The sequence below is a fragment of the Clostridium sp. 10cd* genome, from assembly GCF_044336395.1.
Taxonomy (GTDB): Bacteria; Bacillota_I; Bacilli_A; order Erysipelotrichales; family Erysipelotrichaceae; genus Clostridium_AQ; species Clostridium_AQ innocuum.
Genome location: NZ_CP172347.1, coordinates 4,109,972 through 4,134,407 on the forward strand (window position 1 = coordinate 4,109,972; position 24,436 = coordinate 4,134,407).

The window sequence follows — 24,436 nt, forward strand, 5'->3', positions numbered from 1 at the left end:
ACAGTCCTTTCCTATTAGGGTTATACACTGCCTATAAGCGGTATATTCAAATGCCAAGCATATACTTGAAGCAATTTCACAAGTTCTATACCTTATACCCCTGACGTTTTCAGTTCATGAAAGTACAGACACAAAGCTTTCCTTAATTAGCCGCCATATACACATCAGCGCAAACAATACACACTTAAATATTTAAAAGCCCTACCTACCTCTGCCATGTTTTACAGGGTACAAAAATTAAATAAGAGCAAAAACCAGAATACTGGCGTGCTCTTTACGGATACATTACAGCTGTTCCTGATATGTAAAGCCCTCTCCCTGTACCTCATTAACATCACTGACGATAACAAATGCTTCCGGGTCGACCTCAGTTATAATATGATTTAATTCAGAAAACTGCTTCTTGACCACCACCATCATAATCACCGGCTTGCTTGTTCTCGTATAGCCACCCTCAGCATGCAGAATTGTGGCACCGCGGTTGATATTCTGATAGATTACCTGCATCATCTCTTCAAATTTATCAGAGATAATCATAACATTCTTCGCTTCATGAGAACCCATGGTAATCACCTTGTCAATCAACTGTCCGCATACCCAAACGGATACCAGTCCAATCATGGCAGCCTCCACTCCATAAACACTTGCTCCTAAAAGAACAGTCGCACCGTCTATACACATAACCAGCGTAGGCAAAGCGATTTTCGTGTATTTGTTAATTATCAGCGGTGGGATATCCATTCCTCCCGTACTGCCACCTACACGATAAACCAGTCCAATACCGATACCGGTGCATACACCTGCATAGATAGATGCTAGTAATGGATTGCTCGTCACCTGAACATCCGACCACAGCATGCCCAATACGGAGATAAAAAGAGGATAGACAATCGTGGAAACGACGGTTTTCAATGCAAAGCGTTTTCCCAGCAACGCTGCTCCTAGCAGATATAAACCGATTGTTAGACCGTTAATAACAAGACGTGGAGACAGGTTGAAAATCGGCTGCAGAGCAACCGCTATTCCTGCCACCCCTCCGGAAAGAATATCCAGAGGGAGAATAAAGAATGTAACGCCTGCTGCAATAATCAGATTTCCCATGACGATACTGATAATTTCTATGATTTGATCCTTTTTATTATGATTCTGCATATGCTGCACCTCGATTCCTGCTGCCCGCAATTATAACACAGGAAGATATGTAATCCAAGACATTTATAACAGGAATTACTCTGAATATCGATCTTTCAGCTTAACATCAGGACAATTAAAAACAGAACAGGTGTACTGAAATACAATGGATAATATCAATCAGACGTTGTAGAGCTTTTCTGTACCTTGATGTAATGAAAAACCACGAATTTAATCCTGTACTATATGCTGTAAGTAGTATTAAAATATAGAAAACACCTACATAATAGACCCTTATATGTGTAGCTGTTTCATAAAGTTCAAATTTTTTATGTTGCATATAGTATAAAAGGTGAAAACTTACAAAATGCTGGATAGCTCATCATCAAAATATCCATGTCTCTTTTAACGTTCTCTGCTTTTTGCTTCAATAACCTTCAGAAGTCTAGCATCATTTTATCTGATTACTTCAATCAGCTTTTCCTTTCTGCGGCATTCTAATCTGTCTTATCACAATCTGTGATCCTTTGGAGTTTGTCTATTTTATGAATCATAACAAAAAATTCTCAATCTTTGTTGATTTCTACTTCCCATTATATTTAAATCAGAGCCAGTAGTTTTCTGGACGCTCTCTGCATGGTGCGCTGCCGCAGGCGTTCGGTACCTCTGCATTCCACCCTGTTCCAAATGTAAGGTCATTACTACTGTTATAAATATGCAATGCCTCAGACATACTCATATTTCCAACACGAATGATTTCCACATGGCAATGATTCCCCAAACTCCATCCGGAGTCTCCTGAATATCCAAGCACCTGCCCCTGTGATACCTTCTGTCCTGGCGTAACTGCAATAGAAGTCATATGATAAAATGGCATTGCGTAGATGGTATTTCCTTTTTTTGTAAGCAGCAATACATTATTTCCACCGCCAATTGGAATACCGCAGTTACTGTAACCATTTCCACAGCCTGAATATGTATGAAGGATGACTCCAGCTGCAGGAGCCTGTACAGGGATATTTATTGTACCTCCTGTAGAGAAGTCCATCCCCATATGACCACCTCCGCCAGGATAATGCCATGTTCCAGATTCATAATGCCATCCATAGGATAGAGGTACCAGAAAAGAATCGTTATTTGAAGTATCATTCGGTTGATTCGGAACCACTGGTTCCTGAGGTGTCTGCGTATCTGGTTTTTTAATATCATTATTGGTATTGTTGTCAGGCTTAGCAGTATCCGGCTTTTTCGGCTTATCAAATTCTTCTGCTATTGCCAGGTCAATTTTAGGAAGTGATGTCTGGGCCATTTGGATCTGACGCTTCTGCGCACTCAGCTTTGACTCTTGCTTATGATAACCGTTCAAAAGTTCCTGCTTCACATTGTTCAGTGTTTCAACCCGCAACTTATCATCCTTTATATTGTTTTGCTGCTCAATTAGAAGCTCTTTTTGCTCTTTCACAATGGCGCGATCCTCGTTGAGTTTTTGCTTTTCCTTGTTCAGTATACTGATTTGTTCGTTTTCATACGTGTTTAATTCACCAACGATTTCCGTGCGACGCAAAAGATCAACAAAACTTGATGATCCCATAAGGAAATCGATATAGTAATTGCTTCCGGTGTAAGCCTGCATTTCAATCAGACGTTCGCGCATCTGTTGATCACGTTCTTTGATATCGTTTTCCTTCTCACTGATTTTAGCATTCATATCCTCAATGGAATTTTGCATAGTTTCAATATTCAACTGAACTTTATGTATCTGTTTATCATACTGCTCTATTTTTTCATTATTCTCTTTAATGAGAGGAGCAATTTTATCAATATTCCCTTTCACTTTGCTAATCTGATTTTTTATTTCTTTGATTTCATTATCTAGGTTATTCGATTTGTTCTGTAAATATTGTTTATACTGTCTGCATAATCCTTGTGTTTCAGAATTTTTGATCACTTCACATTTTGCATTCATTTCATCTTCTTTACCTTCAAAGTTTTCTGCATACATGAAATCGTGATTACTGATAAATAGGATACCTGCAGCGAACAATGCTAAAATAAAGCCTTTTTGTTTATGTAGCATAGCTGTTTAACCATTCCCTTTCGTATAATCATAGTAATTTTATATTACTAACTGAAAAATACGTACATCATTGTGGTTCTTTCTTATTTTAGGGTGTTTGCAAAAGGGAGAATTCAAATACTATTGATAAATTACAATAGTATTGAATTCTCCTTTATTTGAATTTGCCCGCATTTGAGTAAGAACCGTCATTATAATGCAGCATTTTTCAATGCTATTTTAAAAGTTCTTAATCATTAATTACAACTACCATTTTTATTATTTGGATTATGTTCATACAGAGGTCCAGCATTTACCCAAACATACACATCTTTTCCCCATTTATCCTTGAACTTTAATTTCACAGTATTCGCTGATGCATTATTTGCATATACATAAAATCCTAAGTTATGAATTTGCGCAAACTTGCCATCTGGATGAAAATACTCTCCAACACGTAGTATTTGATCTAAACTGCCAGTACCGCCAACAGAATTTTGATACACCTCAGTCAAAGACCAAGCAGGTAACCAAGCTTTCAATTTATTATTATAAATCAAATCCTTTGCTGCATCTACTTTATCGACTCTGTATGAAGTCATTCCACTATTTCGCGGTGAAAACTGTGCATACTCACCAGGTTGAAGTATGTCATCGCAAGGATTCATTACCGCTCTACCATCTGGATTTTCAGTAGTCGCTGCTGTCACATTGATTCCTAACATAGGCATTGCAAGCATCATCATTAAAACCATTTTACCAATTTTTTTCATTATTTCTTCCTCCTATAAATGGTTAACTATATTATATTACAATTTATGGTTAATTACAAGCAGAATAGTTTTGAACTAAATATATTCAAGTGGTGTATAACAATAATTAAGTGTTCTTCTTATTATTTGATAACGCTTATCTTTTTACTTTGCACATAGTTTTTAATATTTTTGTATAATTACTCTACCATATACTAATCGTTTGTATCATTAAGAAAAATGTTGTTACTATTTACAGCAAGTTAAAGGCTATGTGATTTTCAAAAGAGATTAGAAGGACATAGCTGCACAGCTTATGAACATTATTGCATTATCGAATACATTAGGTTCCTTTTGCCACAGACTGAACCAAGTTATGCGATTCACATAACATATAACAAAAAAAGCTGGAATTCAAAAGTAGTGATTCATACCTCTGAAATTCAGCTTTTAATACAGTGCTTCCTGATGATGGAAAGCAGATAATCTTGTTTTTATCAGTATCCGCCCTTGCCTGTCGCTCCTTCTTCTACCTGCCCATATGTCTTGAAGCTTTCGATCACGACATCAATTTCCTCTTTACTCAGGACCGCCGGTTTTCCAACACACATGGTACGCCATTGAATTTCCGCAACCCATTCCACGTTTTCCGCAACGTTGAAGGCTTTTGATAAAGAGGGGCCACAGGCCACCATACCATGATTTGCCAGCAGCATCGCCAGTCCTTCCCCCGTTGCTTCACTCACCTTTTCCGCCAGCGCCTCCGTGCCGTAGGTTGCATAATCAGCACAGGGTACACAAGATGTTTGCGCTCCAGCAAGCAGATAATGTACGGCTTCAATCGGCTGCTTCAAACATGCAAAGGTTGTGCAGTAGGTAGAATGTGCATGCACCACACCTCGCGCATCCGGATGAAGCTTATAAATTGTCGCATGCAGTGCATGCTCACTGGATGGCTTCCGGCTTCCCTCTATAAGGTTTCCATTCAAATCCAGTATGACAATATCCTCGGCAGCGGTTTCAAAATAATCCAATCCGGATGGTGAAATCGCCATATAACCACACACAGGATCATAGGCGCTGATATTGCCTGATGTTCCTTTCGACAAACCGGCAGAGCTCATTTTCTTCCCGTAATCTACAATTTCCTGTCGTTCTTTTTCCATTAACATACTTCGTTTTCCTCCTTATACCGTCGTATTCACTCTATCTCGATTTGTTTTCCATATTTCATAATACTCCTGTATGAGCGATCCCTTTTGCGGTTTATAGATTTTGTATGATCGCTCATTTGTGTCTGTATGAATATTCCAATAAGAATTGCATACAGCTACACAGCCCATAATAGATGCCTGATGGAAATGATCCGGCAGTACCAGAGCCTTCTGCGTCAGATCGCTGAGATGCTGACACAGCATATCCGATTGAAAACCGCCACCGCAGCCCAGAATCTTATCATGCTGTATCGGCAGCATCTGCAGCAGCTGTCGATACTGATAAGAAATAGAGCAGGCGATATCTCCCACCAGCGCCCATGCTAAATCTATTCGATGCAAATCGGCGCGGAATGGCGGGCGCATGAAGAAGCCGCCGTTTTTATAGCCGCAGGCGTGTTCAAAATCCAGAGAGGAAAAGGATGCGGTGCATTTTATGCTGGTTACTTCCTTCAAAGCTGCCTCCAGATCCTCATAGCTCACACCGTCAAAGAGCAGATTTCGTATGCGCTGATAGTTCAATCCTGTTACACCAGGATTTGTTTCCATCTGATACATGCTTCCCTTTAACCAGGAATCCGTCCAGCAGCGCTCCTGCGGATCACAGTATCGTTCTGTTCTCAGCGTCACCACCGGAGACGTTGTTCCTGATACAACAGCAATATCCCCTTCCTGCATACCGGCTCCCAGCACTGCCACCTGCGTATCTGCCCCACCTACAAGAAAGGGAATGTCATAGGCGATTTTAAGCTGCTCCTTCATATCCTCCTTGACAAGCCCCAGAAGAGAGCCGGCATGCAGCAGGGGCGGCATCGTAAGCTGCTCCAGCTTGAACCGCTTGATCAGCTCTTCGCTCCATTGCTGCGTACCGATATCATACAGCTGTGTTTCACAAGCCTGCGAAGGCTCGATGGCGAGCTTTCCACATAAAACATAGCCAATCCATTCGCTCAGGCTTGTAAAGGTTTGTACCTGATCGAAAATTTCTTTTCTGCGCTTTGATAGGCCCATAAGCTTAGCAGCAGGAAAATCCTCCGTAACCCAGCGCCCCGTTTTCTCATAGATCCCATCCTTCTGTATCTCTGCCATCCACGCTCTTCCCCGGTTATCAATATTGGGAAGTCCATAGAAGTCTTCCTGTTTCCGGTTGATGAGGACAATACTTTCTCTGGCACCGGAGGAGGATATGGCATCGATCGTGATATTTGGATACATATGAATGATTTCCCGACAAAGTCCTAAGATGTTGCGCTTCCAAAACGAAGGATCAAAATACTGCGCATCCTCATATGCCTCATCAATATAATAGATATTTTCAAAGGTTTTCACGCAAATCAATGCGCCATCCTCACGAACCAGAGCAACTCTTGAATTACCGGTTCCTATATCCACGATCATATAATGCTTCATAACGGCATCTTCAGGGAGTGATAATTGTATACGATACGCTCCAGCTGCTCCTGCTTTTTCCAGGCCTTTAAGCGCTCTGTGATGATATCCGACTGATGGTCTGTAACTTCATAGGTGGCTCCACAGATATGCGGTGTTAAAAGGACATTGTCATTTTCTATGATTTTCAAGTCATCCGGTAATGGCGGCTCGCTGTTCAGCACATCCAGAAGAATCCATAATGCGTTTCTCTCTTGCCATATCCTGCAATGCTTCCATATCTACGACAGCACTTCTTGCGGTATTCACAAAAACAGCATCCGGTTTCATTGTATACAGCAAATCTCTTGAAATCAGCTTCTCTGTAGCAGGAAGCACCGGCAGATGAATGGAAACGATATCACATGCGGCAAACAGCTCCTGCAGCTCACATTTTGTATATGGCGTATCACTGACATACGGATCGTAATAGCTGATGCTGCACCCGAATGCGTCCAGCAGGTGTGCAGCCGCTTTTCCCACGGCACCAAAACCGACGAAGCCGACATGCTTGCCATGCAGCTCATTTCCCATCCATGTATAATACGGTGTTGTTCCTTCTATCCATTGTCCGTCCCTGACCCATGCAGTTGCAGGAAGCAGCTTGCGCATATAGGCAATCAGCATTCCCACTAGCATTTCCGCTACAGCCGTCGCATTCCGGGCCGGAGTACACAAAACCGGTATTCCATGAGCACTGCATGCCTCTATATCAATATTTGCTGGATTTGCACGGCAGTCACCAATTACCTTTAATCCTTTATAGTTGGATACTACAGCTTCCGTGATGCGATCCAGCTCTGTAATCAGAATATCCGGCTGCACCGTTTTCAGCGCCTCCAGCATCTCTTTTTCATAAAAGCGCTCTCCTGTTTTATTCCATGGATCATATACGACCTCTTCAAACAGCTCCTGCAGCTCCCGCAGTCTGATTTCAGACATGGGAGCACGTACGTAAACCTTCATAAACCGACCTCCTTATCAATAAAACTGTGATACATCTTCCTCAAAATAAGCTGCGACATCATATGCACTATATACCCCCTTATCTGTTATGACACCATCAATCAGATAGGGTGGAGTAATATCAAAGGATGGATAAATCGCCTGAACACCGGGCAGGGTATTGTTGATACCGCGATAGCAGAGTACCTGCTGCGGATCGCGTTCCTCGATAATGATATCCGCCTTACTGCGCTTATCTGCATCCGGTATACCTGTCACAAAATACGGAATATGGAAGTATTTTGCCAGAATTGCAATCTGCATGGTTCCGACCTTATTTGCGATATGTCCATCCCCGGCGATTGTATCTGCGGCAGAGGTAAATAGTGATATCCCCTTGTTTTCCATTGCATAGGCAACCATATTATCAGTAATCACCGTTGAGGATAAGCCCATTTCATGACATACACTGGAGGTCAGCCGCGCACCCTGCAGGTAGGGTCTTGTTTCCGCATGATAAAACTCCACCTGTCTGTTTCTACGCTGTGCAACACGACACATCATGCCTACAATCGTTTCTCCAAAGCACTGTGTCAGTACACGCCCTTTCTCCGGTATCTGATCAACCAGATATTCCGCTACCTTTTCCATTGTCGCATATCTGCGATTTAATGATTCCAGTGTTCTTTGTATGATCGCCTCTACCGCATTCTCGCCCCGATCGATTGCCGCATAGGCTGCCTGCAGGCATCCGCTTGTTATGACACGGTAGCGGTTTGCAGTCGTAATTCTGGCTGTAGCGATATCCTCAGCTGCAGTCTTCAGAAATTCCTTCTGCTCCTTCTGGTCTGCATTTCGTATCTGCCATGCTGCCAGGGCCATTCCCATACCGGCTGCAGTATACGGTCCGGCACTTTGCGTCACCATGTCCCGTATCGCCTGAACAACCTCCCGATAATCCTTACATTCCACGTAGCGGATAACACTCGGATAAATTCTCCGATCCAGTATACGGACCATACCGTTTTCAAACCATGCCACATGCTCATATTGCAGCAGATATGCAAGCCCCTTGTCCTGTCTTTCCATTGTATCAGCTTCCTTCCTTATTATAATTAACCCTTTATAGCGCATAGCATGTACCAATTTCATCAGCGTACCGCACAAAGCCCCTTACTTCATAAAGCAAGTACCATGCCTACATGCAGAGAGCGTGTGTATGTGCTGTTCTAGTGTTTATGCCAAAGCACTACACACAATCCCTCAAGGTTCATCAGCCCTACGAACAAATCATGTTAAATTGTTCACTTACTTCCTTTCCCTCATGAATCACCTTTCGATTCCGTATCAGCCAGATTCCCATTTTCAGCAATGCACGCTCAAAGGCTACACGCTTGTCTGTCTCTTTGATTGAGGTGACCTCCATAACCTTGGAATCCCCCACAACCCTGCGAATAATTTCCGTCCCTGCATAGCCAAGGGAATCACTCATTACATCTCTGAGATAGTGCTGCTTAAATTCCTTGGTACGATACAGCGGACATTCCACGCATTGTTCATAAACCTTTGACAGCTTTTCCATGGTCAGATCAATCGTATCTGCCACCGTATGTGAACACCAGGTGAGAAATTCTGTATGCCGGGGTTCTATAAACTGTATTCTTGCCCAGGCGAAGAAGAGATTGCCAATCACATTTCCGATGTCATATCCCATTGGTCCGTAAAACGCAAATTCTGGATCGATAATTTTTATTCCCTGCTCATTGATGAAGATGGAGCCGGAATGCAGATCTCCATGCACCAGTGCCTGCGCATGGTTCATAAAGCTATCTCTAAGCTGGGCAACATCGGCTTTCAGCTGCTCATTCTCATATAGAAACTCTTTCACAAACTCCTCATTTTCCGGTAATACGATATTACGATTCTTGTAATTATCATATGGCTCTGTAAGCACAAGATCTTCTGTAATATCACACAGCTCCTTATTCAGGAAGATCCTGACATTATCTTTCTTCACTGCCCGATCCAGCACCAAATCTGTTGTAGGCAGAAGTGTCCTTGCCAGAAATTCTGCGATATTTTCTGCAAAGTGGGGAAAGAATCGACCTTCCATCAGCTCTTTCCTCATATTTTTATAGGCCGAAATATCCTCCATTGCCAGCACGCACATTGTTTCATCATAGGCATAAACCTTTGGAACAAAGCCCTCTGCCAGCATACCCTCCAGTTTGAGAATTTCCGCTTCAATCTTATTACGATATACATCCAGCGCTCTTCCGGAAGAGCGCAGAAATTTATCTGCCTGCTTTATGATGATGGATTTTCCACTATCCGGATTCCATACACGGAAAACATAATTGATGTTTCCATCACCGATTTCCTCTGCCTGCAGAACTTCATCCTTTTGAAAGTATTGCAGCTTGGAGGTGACATAGCATTTTACTTCCTCCACATCCAGCAACATGTGATGCTCATAGTTATTCATATACATTTCCACCTTATATTCTTCTATGCTTCCTTTTCAACCTGTTCTTTTTTCGTTCTGATATCCTTGAATTTCGGAAATCCGATGATGATAAAGACGATTCCGAAGACAATCATCAGCATGGAATACCAGTTATAGCCCATGATAGCGGTTGGCGATACATTCGCCAGACCTCCGGCTACCAGCAGCTGTCCGGCATATGGCAACAGACCATTAAATGCGGAGGAAAACAGATCCAGGATACTTGCGACACGCGATCTTGAAATATGGAAATTATCCGCAATATCTCTGGCAATCGGACCGGCTGCGATAATCGATATTGTATTGTTGGTAGTCGCAATGTCCAGAAGACTTACCAGAGCCGCAATGGACAGCTCGCCGCCTCTGGATGATTTTGCCCCTTTTGTCAGCTGATTCATCAGGAAATCCATACCGCCAAAGTGCTTCATCAGCTCTACCATACCGCCGACCATAACGGCGATCAAAGCCATATCCTCCATACCGATTGCACCGTCATGAATAATCGTAAGCGACTGTATCAGGGTAAACCCGCCATTGAAGCATCCGATGACCACTCCGGATAAAATACCGATGATCATCACGACCACAACATTCAAGCCGACCAGGGACAAGGCGATGACCAAAATATACGGTATGATATTCACAAAGCTGAAGGAACCGATATTTCCAAGACTCACATCGCCTCCAGACTGGATAGCGAGCAGAATCACATTGATGACAACAGCAGGCAGAACCATCAGTATATTCGCTTTGAATTTATCCTTCATGGATACCTCCTGCGTTCGTGTTGCGGCAATGGTCGTATCGGAAATAAAGGAAAGATTATCTCCAAACATTGCACCGCCGACAACAGCTCCGGCTAACAGACAGACATTGATGCCCGTTTTATTGGATATATCAACTGCAATCGGCATGAGTGCGGCAACGGTTCCCATGGATGTTCCCATGGAGAAGCTCAACAGACATCCAATCAGGAAGATTCCGGGCAGAATCAGATTTCCGGGCAGAATGGTAAGTCCCATGTTTACGATAGAGTCAACGGCTCCCATTCCCTTTGCGACTCCGCCAAAAGCACCGGCAAGCAGGAAAATCAGAACCATCAGAATCAGAGTTTCTTCTCCTCCTCCTTTACAGTACAATGCAATTTTTTCCTCGAATGGTGTTTTCTTATCTCTTTTGTTTAACAGTAATGCGACTCCGGATGCGATGGCGATTCCCGTCATCAGCGGCATGTTGTCAAAGCTTCCTGTTCCAAGTCCCGTACCCATGTACGCAACAAGGAATACAATCAGCGGCAGCAATCCAAGAAAACTGCCTTTCTTTTCATTTTTCATAGTACCTCCTCAAGTATCACATGATTCTTTAAGTAGCTTCACCCTCGGCAGCTGTCCTGTGCTTCCCTCCCTTCTCAAATATTGTTTTCTGACCGAAATGAAACCCCCTACAACGAAAATACAACATATTCAGTCACATGTCAACAGTTTTGTGTTACTTTTTGTTGTTTTATTTGTGTTTACCCTTGCTTTTCATGTTGGATATTGTTATATTATAGATGTCGATGTGACTTTCTGTTTGATTATATGGGATTTTGAAGGAGGATGATTGACCATTTCCAAATAAACTTATATAATATTCATAGAAATATTACGATAAGAAAGAGGGAAGACGTATGTTAAAGCTAGAACGGCAGTTGTTTATTGAAAAGGAGCTGCACGAAAAGGGCAGTGTACTTGTTTCCGAGCTCAGCAAGGTACTGGATTGCTCAGAAGAGACAATACGCCGGGATATCAAGGAAATGGAAGCGGCCGGAAAGCTCAACAAAATTCATGGTGGTGCCTATCTGCCGGATAAATACGACAAGGGTGTGCCAATTGAATTACGTGAATCATTCTTCGCCAGCGAAAAGGAACAGATGGCGGACAAGGCGGTGGATATCATCAAGGATCATTCTGTCATTATGCTGGATTCCAGCACGACATGTCTGAAGCTTGCGGAGGCAATCATCTCATCCGGAAAATGTATTACATTGATCACCAATTCGCTGCGTATCAGTTCTCTGTTTAATTCCCAGTCATCCAATGTGAATCTGATTTGTCTGGGTGGACAGCTTCATCGGGCAACTGCATCCTTTACTGGGTATCGGACGACAGATACGCTGAAGCAGAATTTTGCGGATATCACCTTTATCTCCTGTCCGGCACTGCATCTGCAGCATGGACTCTCTGACAACAACCTGAATGAGGCAGAGGTGCGCAAGCATATGCTGGAAAATTCCCACTATAAAGTCCTGATTGTCGATCATACAAAGTTTGATTCCATATCGGACGTCCTGTTTTATGACCTTGCCGGAGTTGACCTGTTGATAACGGATCAGCCGCTCAGTGAGACATGGGAGGAGTATTGCAGAAAGTCATCTATCGAAATTATTTATTCGTAAATACGATAGGAGGACATCATGAGAAATTTTACGTATCACAACCCTGTACGGATTCTGTTTGGCGATCATGCACTGGATCAGCTTCCTGATCTGTTCAGGGAATTTCATGTTTCAAATCTTTTGCTGGTTTACAGCGGAGATTTTATCAAAGAGCTAGGAATCTGGGATGCTGTTCGTAAGGCTTGTGTTCAAAGCGGCATCGCCTTCTATGAAGAGGGCGGTGTTGTTCCGAATCCGAAAATCGAGCTTGTACGTGAGCTGATCACACTGGGAAAGGAAAAAAAGATTGATTTCGTACTTGCCGTGGGTGGAGGCAGCTCGATCGATACAGCAAAGGCAGTGGCAGCAGGAATACCCTATGAGCATGATGTATGGGACTTCTTCGAATATGCTGCTGTTCCTGAAACGGCTGTACCGGTTGGTGTTATCACCACCATACCTGCGAGCGGCTCCGAGTGCTCCAATTGTTCCATCATTTCCAATGGGCTGCACAAATGCGGCATTGAGTACGATTGCATCATCCCGAAATTCGCAATCATGAATCCGGAGTATACCAGAACGCTTCCGGCCTATCAGACATCGGCGGGAATTGCAGATATTCTCTCTCATATGCTGGAGCGCTATTTCACCAATACGGAGCATGTTGATACGACAGATTATATGCTGGAGGGTACAATGCAGGCACTCATGGTGAATGCCCGCCGTTTGATGAAGAAGCCGGATGACATTCATGTGCGTTCTGAGGTACAGTGCCTCGCCTTTATCGCGCACAATAATTTGCTGGATATCGGCAGAGAGAGCGACTGGGGAGCGCACCGTATTGAACATGAGCTGAGTGCACAGTATGGGATTACGCATGGAGAAGGTATGGCTGTTGTAACCATCGCATGGGCCCGCTACATGGCTGCGCATCATCCGGATAAGCTGGCGCAGCTCGCTAGCAGAATTTTTGGTGTCGATCCATTTGTTTACACAAAAGAAGATATGGCCTATATCCTTGCGGACAGGCTGGAGGAATTTTTCCGGTCGCTGCATCTGAAAACCACCTTGCATGAGATGGGAATCGATGATGCACATTTTGAGGAGATGGCTAATCGGGCTACCAATAATGGTAAAGACTGCGTTGGACATTATGTGGCGTTGAATAAACAAATTTTTGTGGATATACTGAAGATGGCGTTATAAAAAAGCTTTGTCATCACGAATGCAGGTCCGTGATTGCAAAGCTTTTTACTGTTCTGAAAGCACAACATGTTTTACTTGATTAAATGCGGGGCAATAAAAAAGGCATCTGCATCAGCCTGTACATTATATACATACCTATGCAAATACCTTATCACTCTCTATTGATTCTGGAATCCCCAGCTATTGATATAGCCAATCCACTTATCTCCGATATAGCAGGAATAATACAAGCTTCCATCTGCTCTGGCAAGAGAACGTTTGATTGTAAATTTCTGATTACGATAACCAGTCATTCGCTTCACCCATTTATCTGCTGGTGCGTTATAAAGCCAGTATTTCTGTGGATTCGGTGTATTAAAGACTCGAGCATTATTTTCTCCCCATCCAAAATACGTATCCTTTTTCACACTGTTTTTCAATGCGTAGGAATTTATATAACCAATCCATTTCCCATTATAATAGGCAGACCAGTAAGAGGTACCTTCTTCATTCACATATTTTCTTGTTAAAAGCAGTGGTTTGTTATTGTAATTTTTCATGCTGCCCATCCATTTTTTCTTGAATGGATCATAGCGATTGTAATTTGCAGCATTCGGTGACGAGAATACACGGACTCTTCTGGACAGATTATAGAACCCCTGCGCCTTTTTTTGCGGATAAGTCAGACGGTTACTGAAGCTTGCTTGGCTAAATTTATACTCGCCATTTATAAGGTTTGCTGTTCTGACAACGAAGCGGTAGGATGCCCCGGAGGTTCCCGTTTTAAAGGTATAGGAAGTCCCGGTTTGAGATGTCAGATAATTCCATTCACCATCGTCTGTTGTCTGATAATATACACGGTATCTCGTATTGTAAGGAACCTTATCCCAAGTCAGCTTGATATTTGTTCCCTCTACCGTAGCTGTCAGATTTGCAGGACTTTGTGTCTGCAGACTCAGCAGGGTATTTGTAAACATACTAACATCCACATTTTCTGGAGTAATTCCTTCAAAATCAGCTTCCGATGTATACTGCCATCCACTGTCTCCCGTATAGTACGGATTATCAAACGCCAGATAGCTTCCATATTCTGCAATCCATGAAGTAAGTCCTAAAATATAGGCAGAGTTTAGCTGCTTCTGACAATAACTGCGATAGCTGTAAACGTGCACTTTTCCACTATAACCTGCGCTGTTCATTTTATCAACGTATGTTTTGATAATACTTTCATACGTCTTAACATCCTTTGGTGGAACACGTGTTGCTCCATCATGATTATATGCCTTGAACGCCTCTATATCATAATAAATCGGATAAGACATATCAGTTAAATCATATCCCTGCAGACGTTCAATTGTACTATCCGCTTCCGCATAGGCAAAGTTAGCATCATATGCATAGCTGTATAGATATAAACCATAAGGAATTCCCAGACGTTTACATTCGCTTATATTATAATCAAAATATTCATCTGTGTATCCGACACCCCATCCGATTCTAAGAATTGCGCCGTCAATTCCCTCACTTTTCAATTTTTCCCAGTTTATTTTACCATCATGCTCAGAGACATCAACTACCTGCTTTGGATTTTCAACAACAACGCTTTGTCCATTCTTTGTATATGTAAAGGTTTTCGTTGTTCCGTTCATTCCCCAGACAGGTGCAATCAAGCGGGCATTTGCTGATCTGCTTCTATACTGCGTTTGCGGCTGCTGTGGCGTACCGTCTCCCATGGCAGCATTTTCAGCTCCTTCCATCTCACCAATCGGCTGATATGTATCTGCTGTAACTGTCTTAATTTCATTTGTATCTGTATTGGTTACAGTACCATCTGTATTCTCTGTTTCTTGTGCATGGACACCTGTCAGGCAAAGACCGGCTGCCAGCAATGTGACTAAAAGTTTTCTCAAATTCAGTACCCCTTTCTTTTTCTATATAAGTATAACATCCCTGTAGCTAATTTCCACATTTTTTTATAAATCACTAACATTATTTAATTAACTATGTGTTAAAAATACGATATTTTAAAGCCTTCACATATATTCTTAAGGAAATCGTAATAATCACACAAACATCTCAATTCCTTTATTTTTACATATTCTGTAATCTCCACATTAAATGATAAAAAGGGGAGGCTCCCCTTTCCTTGACATTACACATAATAATCAAATCTGTGTTTTTAAATATGCGAAGATAAATGCATCCAGATCGCCATCCATAACCCCCTGCACATCACTGGTTTCACAGCTGGTCCTATGATCCTTCACCATGGAATACGGATGGAATACATAGGAACGTATTTGTGAACCCCACTCATTAGCTTTCTGCTCACCCTTGATTTCCGCCAGTCGGGCTTCCTGCTCCTCAATCATTTTCTGATACAGACGACTTTTCAATACACGCAGCGCCTCTTCCCGGTTTTCATGCTGGCTTCGACCATTCTGGCAGGTGGCCACCAATCCGGTCGGCTTATGCACCATGCGGACAGCGGAATCTGTTTTGTTGATATGCTGACCGCCGGCTCCACTGGCACGCTTGGTCTCCACAATCAGATCCTCCGGTTTGATTTCGATTTCGATTTCGTTGTTAAACTGCGGCATAACATCCAGAGAAGCAAAGGATGTATGCCTTCTCCCGCCGGAATCAAACGGCGATATGCGCACCAGACGGTGAACGCCCTTTTCCGCCTTCAGATACCCATACGCCATATCACCCTCCACAAGGAAGGTCACGGATTTGATCCCTGCCTCATCTCCGGGAAGATAATCCAGCATACTGACCTTGAAGCCTTTTTTCTCAGCCCAGCGGGAATACATGCGATACAGCATATCCGCCCAGTCACAGGATTCTGTTCCACCGGCTCCCGGATGCAGCTCCAGGATTGCACTGGAATGATCATATTCATGGGACAGAAGAATCTTGATTTCAAAATCATCAAAGTTCTTTTCCATCTCCAAATACTCTGCTTCAAACAGCTCGAAAATTTCATCATCATAATCTTCCTTCAAAAGATCATGTGTTTCTTCCAGACCTATCAGCGCACTGTTCAGCTTTTCGTAGCTTTCCACGATGTCCTTGATACCGTTCAGCTGACGAATCAGTGTTTGCGCATGCTGCGGATCATTCCAGAAATCATCCTGCAGCGTCATGCTCGTCAGCTCCTGAATCTTATGTTTTTTTTCAGCTAAGTCAAAGTGACTCACCAAGCTGCGCAAGCTTTGCCTGATGAGTGTTCACCCCCTGTTTAATTTCGTATAGTTCCATATTAGTTTTCCACTTTTCTTTCTACCTGTACCTTTAAAGCAAAGAATACAACCTCACGTGCAATACGTGCCTGCATTTCCTCAAACATTTCATATCCTTCCTGGATATATGCCTGTAAAGGATTGTTCTGCGCATAAGAGCGCAGGTGAATACCGTTTCTCAGCTTATCCATCATATCAATATGCTCAATCCAGTTGCGGTCCATGTTCCGCAGTACGATGGTTTTTTCAAACTGCTTAAATTCATCACGGATATCCTTGATTTTATCATCGTATAGTGTGAAGATTTTCTCTGCACAGTATGTTGTTACATCATTCTTTTCCTTACCCTGGATTTCCTCCAGCTTCAGATTATCCTTTTCTTCCAGTCCGAGCAGCTCCAGTCCCTGCAGAACACCTGCATAATCCACGCTTTCATCATGGCGGGTATGATCCACATTCGCATCCACCACACTGTCAATGACGCGGTCTATCATATCACGAACGATGCCGTGAACATCCTCATTTTCCAGAACGAAATTACGCTGCTCATACATGATTTCACGCTGCTTACGCAATACATCATCATAATCCAGCAGCTGCTTACGAACATCATAGTTATAGCCCTCGACACGTTTCTGTGCCTGAGAAATCGATTTTGTTACCATCTTGGATTCAATCTGTGCATCTCCCATGGATTCAAACAGCTTTTCAAATTTATCGCCGCCGAAACGAATCATCAGCTCATCCTTTAAGGAAACATAGAAACGGGAATATCCCGGATCCCCCTGACGTCCGCTACGTCCACGCAGCTGGTTGTCAATACGTCTGGACTCATGACGCTCACTGCCCAGAACGACCAGTCCGCCAAGAGCTCTGGACTCATCGGTAAGCTTGATATCGGTACCACGCCCTGCCATATTGGTTGCGATCGTTACGGATTTCGGGCGACCTGCCTTGGCGATAATTTCTGCTTCCCGCGCATGGTTCTTCGCATTCAGCACTTCGTGAGGAATCCGCTCTTTGCGCAGCAGCTCATGCACCAGCTCACTGGTTTCAACGGAAATCGTTCCAACCAGTACCGGCTGCCCCTTTTCATACAGTTCCTTAACCTCTTTCACCAGAGCCGCAAACTTCAGTCTCGGGTTCGCAAAAATCGCATCCGGATAGTCGATACGCTGTACCGGTCTGTTTGTAGGAATTTCAATAACACGCATATTATAGATATCCAGGAATTCCTCTTCCTCGGTTTTTGCGGTACCGGTCATACCGGCAAGCTTATCATACAGACGGAAGAAGTTCTGATAGGTGATCGTTGCAAGGGTACTAGTCTCTTCCTTAATGGATACACCTTCCTTGGCCTCAATCGCCTGATGCAATCCATCGGAATATGCACGGCCCGGCATCGTACGCCCGGTAAACTGATCGACAATGACGATCTCATCATCCTGTACGACGTACTCAACCTCATTTTTCATGATATAGTTCGCCTTTAAAGCCTGTGTTATATGATGTACCAGCTGGGTGTGATCCACATCATACAGATTCTTGATTTTGAAGTAACGCTCTGCGACACTTACACCCTTTTCACTCAGCATGATCTGACGGGTTTTTTCATCAATTTCAAAGTCATCCCCCTTCAGACGTTTTGCGAATGCATCCGCCTGCAGGTACAGGTTTGCTGTTTTTTTCGCGCCACCGGAAATGATCAGCGGCGTTCTGGATTCATCGACCAGAATGGAATCGACCTCATCGACGATTGCAACATGCAACCCGCGCAGCACGCGGTCCTTCACATCGGTAACCATATTATCACGCAGATAATCAAAGCCCAGCTCGGAGTTTGTGGTATATGTAATATCACAGTTAAATGCATCACGCTTCTGAGATGGTGTCAGCGGGCGGGAGTTTACACCGACACTCAGACCCAGGAACCGGTAAATCTGTCCCATCCATTCCGCATCACGGCCTGCCAGATAGTCGTTGACAGTAACAACGTGTACCCCCTTGCCGCTTAAGGCATTCAGGTAAACGCACATGGTGGAGGTCAAAGTCTTACCTTCACCGGTTTTCATCTCTGCAATATCGCCCTGGTGCATAGCAACCGCACCCATGATCTGAACCTTGTACGGATACTCACCAATCGTACGGCGTGCAGCTTCACGAGATGTCGCAAAGGCTTCTATCAGCAGACTGTCAAGGGTTTCCCCTTCCTCATATCTATGTTTGTACTCCTGTGTTTTTTCTTCAATGCATCATCACTTAACGCTTCCATGTCATTTGCCAGTGCCATGACCTGTTCTGCAGTCTTTTCCAGATTATGCAATGTCTTTTTTTCACCGTTTAATAAACGTTCGATAAAATTAGCCATTCAAGACCCTCCATACCTTCTTTATAAGTTTATATCGCCTGTTTCAAAACTTCATATAGCCTTATCTATTGTAACACAAAGTGTGTTTCAATAACACCGGATACAGACAATTTCAGAAGAATTTACATTTTGTTTCTTTTTTCCATAACATTTGTGTGAACAACCTGTCTGCGTTTTCGTTTACGTAAGCCTCCTCAATAATTTTACGTGTCAATTTCAACTCTGGAAAGGATTCTGTTTGAATAAAAACCAGGATAGGAAAAAGAGGACATTCCCAAACAAGCCAGGATTTCTGTCCCCTTCCTATTCCTTTTATTTCGTAATGATTTCTGCCTTACATGCTGATACAAATGTCGGATCGCTGTTGTTTGGGCCCACCAGTACCACCATTGCAAATTCATTTCTTATCACAGTTCCCTGTCCCACCGTCTGACCGCCGGCGTTAATGTCAACACCCGGAGTTCCGACTGGAAGGTATGAGCGTACAGCATTTTCGCAGGCAGCGCTGCATCCGGTTGGAGCAGGTACAGGTGCAGGAAGATACGTAATAGCTTCATTATATACTGCGCTCGTAATTCGCACAGACGCAATGCGGCAGATCGACACGGCCTCTTGAGGTACGCCCTGTGCATTGGTGAGCTGCAGCAGTCCATAATCAGGTGATGGCAGCAGGGAACCGGCACGGCCACTGGCATTGTTACCACTTTCCATTGCAACAACGACAGTATCGTTTGGATAGAGCTGAATGATCTGCAACAATATATTGATCATCTGCTGAACACACAAACAGTCAGCACCACTTCCTTCAGGGCCGGTTGGTCCTGTGCTTCCTGTATTTCCCGTTGCCCCGGTCGGGCCGGTTGGTCCGATACCCGCTGGGCCCGTTGCTCCGGTACTTCCGGTTACTCCTGTGGCTCCCGTAGGACCGGTGATTCCGATACCAGTTGGCCCTGTTGGACCGATACTTCCTGTAGCACCACGAAATCCTCTGGGACCACGTGGGCCCTCACAGCAACAATCACAACAGCAATCACAGCTGTCATAATATTCATTCTCATCATATAACATGATTCTCACCTCTTTTCATAACCATCACAAATTTTCATGGTCATTTCAGAGTATGTTGAACATATATCTCCGGTGGCTGTCATCTCCCTATTTTTATCATAAAAAAATAACCGTGACAGCCATTATACATTGGAATCACGGTTATTCTGTTTTTTTACGCTTTAACGATGTTGTGAGCCTGCAGTCCACGGTCAGTTTCAACTAAATCAAATTCAACTTCTGCATCAGCATCAATTGTTTTGAAACCTTCCATCATCAATTGTGAATAGTGGAAGAATACATCTTTTCCATCCTCTAAAGTGATGAATCCGTATCCCTTTTCCTGGTTAAACATTTTTACTTTTCCTCGCATTGCTTCAAAACCTATACCTTTCTATGCTTGATCTATTGCATAACATCATTATAGACAGTTTACGAGTGAAAATCAATCAAAAAATTGTGAACTTTTTGAAAAAACTATCATGTTTTTGTAATATGTTTCTTATTTTTAAACAGTTTTTCATTTATGTATAAAAATTACATATATAGAGAAATATTTTTCATTCATAAGACATGTGCTTTGTAATGTATTATAGGTTTTTATCTGTTAAAAACCATAGTTTAAACACTACATTCGAATATCTATTTGCCAGAAAACAGGAAAAGGATCCGGAGAGCTCCTGATCCTTTTCTTTGCGCCATTTATGCTTTTTCTACATTTCTGGCCTGCAGTCCCTTATCGGAATCCACCGTATCAAATGTTACTTCCTGACCTTCCTCCAGGGACTTGTATCCTTCCTGTTGGATATGAGAATAATGTACGAAAATATCCTTTCCATCTTCTCCATTGATAAATCCATAGCCCTTCTCAGCATTAAACCATTTTACTTTGCCTTTCATTTCTGACTTCACCTTCCTGTATCTATGTCAAAGTATAGAGAACATCCCTTTTCTTTTCAAATCTTTTTTTTCGCAGGATTCGACAAATCGGGGATTCGCACAAAGCGCCAGTGCCTCTATCTTATACCTATGCTTTTGAAGAAGATCATATGCACAAAGTAATGTATTTCCACTTGTAACAACATCATCAACCAGCAACAGTCTGGTTTTTGGAAGAACGATATTCGGTTTCATTTTTATTACCTGGGAAATATTACTGCGGTTTTCAAAGCTTTGCAGGGACTGCTTGTGATTGCAGGTCTTATAAAATGGTTCAATGGTCTTTAAACGGCAGGCATGTAGCATGTCCTTTACCGGATGAAAGCCGCGTTCAATGGTTTTTTCTTCGCTCGAAGGGAGAAGAACGATCGTGTAGTGTCGAAATTTAGCATTGATTTTTTTCATGATGTCATGGAAAAACACGTCTCTTAGAGCTGTATCCAGACCTTCCTTATATTGAAATATCATATTTTCCAGAAAATCATTATATACATATGCGATATGCAGCTTTATGCCATTCAGCTTTACTGTCTTATTCAAAACGGCTAACTCATGACGGCAGGCTCCGCACAAAAGGGAATCCTGACGCAGGAATTCAAAAAGACTTTGCTGATTTATTATCTCCTCCATACATAGTCGGCACCATTCTTCCTTCATTTTGAATCCCCCCTGTTCATCCTCTGTAATGCCTGTATGCAGCGCTCGATATCTCTTGTTTTTCTTGTGCACAGAAACAAACCTTTCCCTGTCGGCATTTCAATATTACGTCCAACACGGCCAATCATCTGAATCAGGCTCGCTTCATTGAATACCGGATGATCAGCATGATAAATCACAACATGTACACCCTTGATGGTGATTCCTCTTTCCAGAACGGTTGTCGCAATCAGACATTCGTAGCGCTTTTCATGAAATCTTTTAAGGATTTTTTCCTTATCCTTCGTTTTTGAAGTAAAGGAAGTACAGCGAAACACAATACGCAGCCATCTGCTCATCTGCTCTGCCAGAGCTATCGTCGGTACAAAGACCAGGGTCTGTGCGGCTTCCTTTTTCTGACGCTTTAAAAATCGGATAAGCTGATACAGCTGTATGGAAGGCAAGGCTGCTTTCACATCGGGTACGATCAAAGGATAGCCGTGCGGTCTTTGAAACAGCTCGACCATCTGCAGTTTTCCCTGCTTTACATCTGACAGCATTTCTTCATCCGGTGTAGCGGTCAAATACAGACGGCTCCCGATACAGGCATGTATTGCAATCTGCTTCAGCACAGCATTGCCACGATAAGGAAATGCATCCACCTCATCCATGATCAACAGATCAAACACCGCATGATAGCGATACAGCTGGTGCATTGTGCATATGATGAGATCACCCTCTGTGACCTCAGTATAGCCCTCACAAACCGCGATCACATTTAGATTTTTAAACGCATCCTGCATGCGCTCCCGTATTTCCAGAACAACCTGACGACGGCTGATGGCAAAGCCCACCCTGCTGCCTTTCACAAGGCTTTGCTTAATCGCCTCCATGACAAGCTCCGTTTTTCCGGCACCACAGGCTGCATATACCAGCACATCCTGGTGATGATTCAGGTACATTACTATTTCTGAAGCACACCGTTTCTGTGCAGGAGTCAGTGGATATTTCAGCTGATATGCTGTATGAATGGGTTTTCTACATACGTTTTTCCTTTCCGGCAGCTCTCCTACCCCAATTCTTCCAAACATGATGCATTTTCGACAGTACCAGCCCTTGGCATCTTTATAAAAGTAACGTTTCTCTGTATTTCCGCAACGCAGGCATTGCATAGTATCACCTCCATAGTTCTATACGTATGAAAGTGGTAAAAGTCCTAAAAAAAACAGAATTTTTTTCATTCTGTCTTTTCTAACTTATTCGTTATTTATTCGATAGTGCTGAAGCATTTCCATTTGTTTTTTATCTGTTTTGTAGAATTGCAAACTATTAATTTGCTTCTTTTTCCACCTGTAAGAAATGCCATGCATCTGCACACATTTCTTCCAGTCCTCTTTCTGCTTTCCAACCAAGCTCCTTCAGCGCTTTTTCTGTGCTGGCATAGCATTGTGCAATATCCCCAGGACGTCTAGGATCAATCTGATAAGGAACCTCGATATTATTAACCTTTGCAAATGTATTAACAACATCCAGTACACTATATCCTATACCAGTACCGAGATTATACGCATCAACACCAATTGGTTCCATAACCTTATTCACAGCATTCACATGTCCCTTTGCAAGGTCTACTACATGAATATAATCACGTACACCCGTACCATCCGGTGTATCATAATCATTTCCATAAACATGCAGATAAGGCAACTCCTTATTGGCAACCTTAACGATATACGGCATCAGGTTATTCGGGATATCATTCGGACTTTCTCCCAACAGACCACTCTTGTGTGCTCCGATTGGATTGAAATAGCGCAGCAAAGCAATATTCCACTCATTATCTGAAATGTATAAATCTTTTAAAATCTGTTCAATCATCAATTTTGTCGTACCATACGGATTCGTAGTAGGTCCCAACGGGAAATCTTCAAAGATAGGTACACTTGCAGGGTTTCCATATACGGTGGCACTTGATGAGAAAACAATGCGCTTGCAGTTATGCTTTCCCATTACCTTACACAATGCAAGTAGCGACATCAGATTATTCTGATAATACATAATCGGTTTCTGTACTGACTCTCCTACCGCTTTATACCCGGCAAAATGAATAGCTGCATCAATTTTATGCTCACTGAATATTTTCTCCAGTGTTGCCTCATCACAGCAATCTGCCTCATAAAACGCAACACGCTTTCCTGTAATATTCTCAATCTTATCAACAACATCAGCCTGTGAGTTATACAGGTTATCGATTATCACTACTTCATTACCAGCTTCTATTAATTCAACGCATGTGTGGCTTCCAATGAATCCGGTACCACCAGTTACTAAGATTTTCATGTACGGTTCCTCCCTTAGTTTATCCATGTCCTATTATAGCATAATCTATTACTGATAGCGGAGAAACAAGAAAAAAAATAAGGATTTCACAAAACTAATCACCTTCAGTATATCAATTTAACCGTTTTCTATGCTTTTATATAACTCACCAAAAGCTTTTCTATCGCTTTAACTAAAAAAAGACCATGACGAAAGTGCTGTCCTAACACCATGGCCTGTTTTCCTGAC

Annotated in this window: 22 protein-coding genes; 2 read left to right on the plus strand and 20 right to left on the minus strand. The window is 42.8% G+C overall.

The window, feature by feature from the left end:
* Positions 1-285: 285 nt before the first annotated feature.
* The 10 genes from ACG3M1_RS20580 to ACG3M1_RS20625 form a co-directional block, all read right to left on the minus strand.
* The gene (locus ACG3M1_RS20580) at positions 286-1,152 is read right to left on the minus strand and encodes a YitT family protein (RefSeq protein WP_008816536.1); all 867 of its coding nucleotides are present in this window, start codon (positions 1,150-1,152) and stop codon (positions 286-288) included.
* 583 nt (positions 1,153-1,735) lie between these two features.
* Positions 1,736-3,208: a murein hydrolase activator EnvC family protein gene (locus tag ACG3M1_RS20585; protein ID WP_009270656.1), complete on the minus strand. Its 1,473-nt coding sequence runs from the start codon at positions 3,206-3,208 to the stop codon at positions 1,736-1,738.
* Between the two features lie 236 nt (positions 3,209-3,444).
* On the minus strand, positions 3,445-3,960 hold the full coding sequence (locus ACG3M1_RS20590; protein ID WP_009270657.1) for a hypothetical protein: 516 nt from the start codon (positions 3,958-3,960) through the stop codon (positions 3,445-3,447).
* A 476-nt stretch (positions 3,961-4,436) separates the two neighbouring features.
* Entirely contained in the window at positions 4,437-5,111 is a 675-nt protein-coding gene (locus tag ACG3M1_RS20595; RefSeq protein ID WP_008816532.1) for a class II aldolase/adducin family protein, read from the minus strand.
* Between the two features lie 15 nt (positions 5,112-5,126).
* Entirely contained in the window at positions 5,127-6,563 is a 1,437-nt protein-coding gene (locus tag ACG3M1_RS20600; RefSeq protein ID WP_054343816.1) for an FGGY-family carbohydrate kinase, read from the minus strand.
* On the minus strand, positions 6,560-6,766 hold the full coding sequence (locus ACG3M1_RS20605; RefSeq protein ID WP_395814545.1) for a hypothetical protein: 207 nt from the start codon (positions 6,764-6,766) through the stop codon (positions 6,560-6,562). Before ACG3M1_RS20605 ends, ACG3M1_RS20600 begins: the two co-directional genes overlap by 4 nt.
* Entirely contained in the window at positions 6,735-7,547 is an 813-nt protein-coding gene (locus ACG3M1_RS20610; RefSeq protein WP_395814548.1) for an NAD(P)-dependent oxidoreductase, read from the minus strand. The genes ACG3M1_RS20605 and ACG3M1_RS20610 overlap by 32 nt, the downstream gene beginning before the upstream one ends.
* Positions 7,548-7,562: 15 nt before the next feature.
* Positions 7,563-8,615 (minus strand): s-methyl-5-thioribose-1-phosphate isomerase, encoded by a 1,053-nt coding sequence (locus ACG3M1_RS20615; RefSeq protein WP_395814551.1) that lies wholly within the window; start codon positions 8,613-8,615, stop codon positions 7,563-7,565.
* 190 nt (positions 8,616-8,805) lie between these two features.
* Entirely contained in the window at positions 8,806-10,011 is a 1,206-nt protein-coding gene (gene mtnK, locus ACG3M1_RS20620; RefSeq protein ID WP_257334243.1) for an S-methyl-5-thioribose kinase, read from the minus strand.
* 23 nt (positions 10,012-10,034) lie between these two features.
* On the minus strand, positions 10,035-11,366 hold the full coding sequence (locus ACG3M1_RS20625; RefSeq protein WP_002606066.1) for a Na+/H+ antiporter NhaC family protein: 1,332 nt from the start codon (positions 11,364-11,366) through the stop codon (positions 10,035-10,037).
* A gap of 335 nt (positions 11,367-11,701) precedes the next feature.
* On the opposite strand from ACG3M1_RS20625, the gene ACG3M1_RS20630 reads away from it, so the two are divergent.
* Both ACG3M1_RS20630 and ACG3M1_RS20635 read left to right on the plus strand, forming a co-directional pair.
* Entirely contained in the window at positions 11,702-12,469 is a 768-nt protein-coding gene (locus tag ACG3M1_RS20630) for a DeoR/GlpR family DNA-binding transcription regulator (protein ID WP_002606067.1), read from the plus strand.
* A gap of 18 nt (positions 12,470-12,487) precedes the next feature.
* Positions 12,488-13,654: an iron-containing alcohol dehydrogenase gene (locus ACG3M1_RS20635; RefSeq protein WP_257334241.1), complete on the plus strand. Its 1,167-nt coding sequence runs from the start codon at positions 12,488-12,490 to the stop codon at positions 13,652-13,654.
* Positions 13,655-13,812: 158 nt separating this feature from the next.
* Here the strand turns inward: ACG3M1_RS20635 and ACG3M1_RS20640 are convergent, their stop codons facing one another.
* The 10 genes from ACG3M1_RS20640 to galE all read right to left on the minus strand — a co-directional run bounded on the left by ACG3M1_RS20640 (position 13,813) and on the right by galE (position 24,208).
* On the minus strand, positions 13,813-15,543 hold the full coding sequence (locus ACG3M1_RS20640; protein ID WP_395814554.1) for a GH25 family lysozyme: 1,731 nt from the start codon (positions 15,541-15,543) through the stop codon (positions 13,813-13,815).
* A 255-nt stretch (positions 15,544-15,798) separates the two neighbouring features.
* Positions 15,799-16,897 (minus strand): peptide chain release factor 2 gene (prfB, locus tag ACG3M1_RS20645; protein WP_181968901.1). Its coding sequence is split into 2 segments (ribosomal slippage): positions 15,799-16,824 and positions 16,826-16,897, totalling 1,098 coding nucleotides; the frame shifts between segments, so codons are not numbered across the junction.
* 1 nt (position 16,898) lies between these two features.
* Positions 16,899-19,127, minus strand: a complete 2,229-nt coding sequence (secA, locus tag ACG3M1_RS20650; protein ID WP_395815479.1) for a preprotein translocase subunit SecA — start codon at positions 19,125-19,127, stop codon at positions 16,899-16,901.
* Positions 19,061-19,246, minus strand: a complete 186-nt coding sequence (locus tag ACG3M1_RS20655) for a hypothetical protein (protein ID WP_395814557.1) — start codon at positions 19,244-19,246, stop codon at positions 19,061-19,063. Before ACG3M1_RS20655 ends, secA begins: the two co-directional genes overlap by 67 nt.
* A 312-nt stretch (positions 19,247-19,558) precedes the next feature.
* Positions 19,559-20,314, minus strand: coding sequence for a collagen-like protein (locus ACG3M1_RS20660; protein WP_009270662.1), 756 nt, complete (start codon positions 20,312-20,314; stop codon positions 19,559-19,561).
* A 154-nt stretch (positions 20,315-20,468) separates the two neighbouring features.
* Complete coding sequence (locus tag ACG3M1_RS20665) at positions 20,469-20,666, minus strand: cold-shock protein (RefSeq protein ID WP_009589121.1); 198 nt, start codon at positions 20,664-20,666, stop codon at positions 20,469-20,471.
* 329 nt (positions 20,667-20,995) lie between these two features.
* Positions 20,996-21,193, minus strand: coding sequence for a cold-shock protein (locus tag ACG3M1_RS20670; RefSeq protein WP_002606099.1), 198 nt, complete (start codon positions 21,191-21,193; stop codon positions 20,996-20,998).
* 27 nt (positions 21,194-21,220) lie between these two features.
* A complete protein-coding gene (locus ACG3M1_RS20675; RefSeq protein WP_009270663.1) occupies positions 21,221-21,889 on the minus strand; it encodes a ComF family protein in 669 nt (222 codons plus the stop codon).
* Entirely contained in the window at positions 21,886-23,040 is a 1,155-nt protein-coding gene (locus ACG3M1_RS20680; protein WP_009270664.1) for a helicase-related protein, read from the minus strand. Before ACG3M1_RS20680 ends, ACG3M1_RS20675 begins: the two co-directional genes overlap by 4 nt.
* A gap of 157 nt (positions 23,041-23,197) precedes the next feature.
* Positions 23,198-24,208, minus strand: a complete 1,011-nt coding sequence (gene galE, locus ACG3M1_RS20685; protein ID WP_002606102.1) for a UDP-glucose 4-epimerase GalE — start codon at positions 24,206-24,208, stop codon at positions 23,198-23,200.
* Between the last annotated feature and the right edge of the window lie 228 nt (positions 24,209-24,436).

Excerpts from the sequence above, each read along its gene's own strand:
- ACG3M1_RS20630 (WP_002606067.1), top strand. The coding sequence starts at position 11,702 with ATGTTAAAGCTAGAACGGCAGTTGTTTATTGAAAAGGAGCTGCACGAA.
- galE (WP_002606102.1), bottom strand. The coding sequence starts at position 24,208 with ATGAAAATCTTAGTAACTGGTGGTACCGGATTCATTGGAAGCCACACA.
- ACG3M1_RS20615 (WP_395814551.1), bottom strand. The coding sequence starts at position 8,615 with ATGGAAAGACAGGACAAGGGGCTTGCATATCTGCTGCAATATGAGCAT.
- ACG3M1_RS20610 (WP_395814548.1), bottom strand. The coding sequence starts at position 7,547 with ATGAAGGTTTACGTACGTGCTCCCATGTCTGAAATCAGACTGCGGGAG.
- ACG3M1_RS20660 (WP_009270662.1), bottom strand. The coding sequence starts at position 20,314 with ATGTTATATGATGAGAATGAATATTATGACAGCTGTGATTGCTGTTGT.
- ACG3M1_RS20675 (WP_009270663.1), bottom strand. The coding sequence starts at position 21,889 with ATGAAGGAAGAATGGTGCCGACTATGTATGGAGGAGATAATAAATCAG.
- ACG3M1_RS20670 (WP_002606099.1), bottom strand. The coding sequence starts at position 21,193 with ATGAAAGGCAAAGTAAAATGGTTTAATGCTGAGAAGGGCTATGGATTT.
- ACG3M1_RS20580 (WP_008816536.1), bottom strand. The coding sequence starts at position 1,152 with ATGCAGAATCATAATAAAAAGGATCAAATCATAGAAATTATCAGTATC.
- ACG3M1_RS20595 (WP_008816532.1), bottom strand. The coding sequence starts at position 5,111 with ATGTTAATGGAAAAAGAACGACAGGAAATTGTAGATTACGGGAAGAAA.
- ACG3M1_RS20600 (WP_054343816.1), bottom strand. The coding sequence starts at position 6,563 with ATGAAGCATTATATGATCGTGGATATAGGAACCGGTAATTCAAGAGTT.
- ACG3M1_RS20680 (WP_009270664.1), bottom strand. The coding sequence starts at position 23,040 with ATGCAATGCCTGCGTTGCGGAAATACAGAGAAACGTTACTTTTATAAA.
- ACG3M1_RS20590 (WP_009270657.1), bottom strand. The coding sequence starts at position 3,960 with ATGAAAAAAATTGGTAAAATGGTTTTAATGATGATGCTTGCAATGCCT.
- ACG3M1_RS20635 (WP_257334241.1), top strand. The coding sequence starts at position 12,488 with ATGAGAAATTTTACGTATCACAACCCTGTACGGATTCTGTTTGGCGAT.
- ACG3M1_RS20625 (WP_002606066.1), bottom strand. The coding sequence starts at position 11,366 with ATGAAAAATGAAAAGAAAGGCAGTTTTCTTGGATTGCTGCCGCTGATT.
- mtnK (WP_257334243.1), bottom strand. The coding sequence starts at position 10,011 with ATGAATAACTATGAGCATCACATGTTGCTGGATGTGGAGGAAGTAAAA.
- ACG3M1_RS20585 (WP_009270656.1), bottom strand. The coding sequence starts at position 3,208 with ATGCTACATAAACAAAAAGGCTTTATTTTAGCATTGTTCGCTGCAGGT.
- ACG3M1_RS20655 (WP_395814557.1), bottom strand. The coding sequence starts at position 19,246 with ATGGCTAATTTTATCGAACGTTTATTAAACGGTGAAAAAAAGACATTG.
- ACG3M1_RS20665 (WP_009589121.1), bottom strand. The coding sequence starts at position 20,666 with ATGCGAGGAAAAGTAAAAATGTTTAACCAGGAAAAGGGATACGGATTC.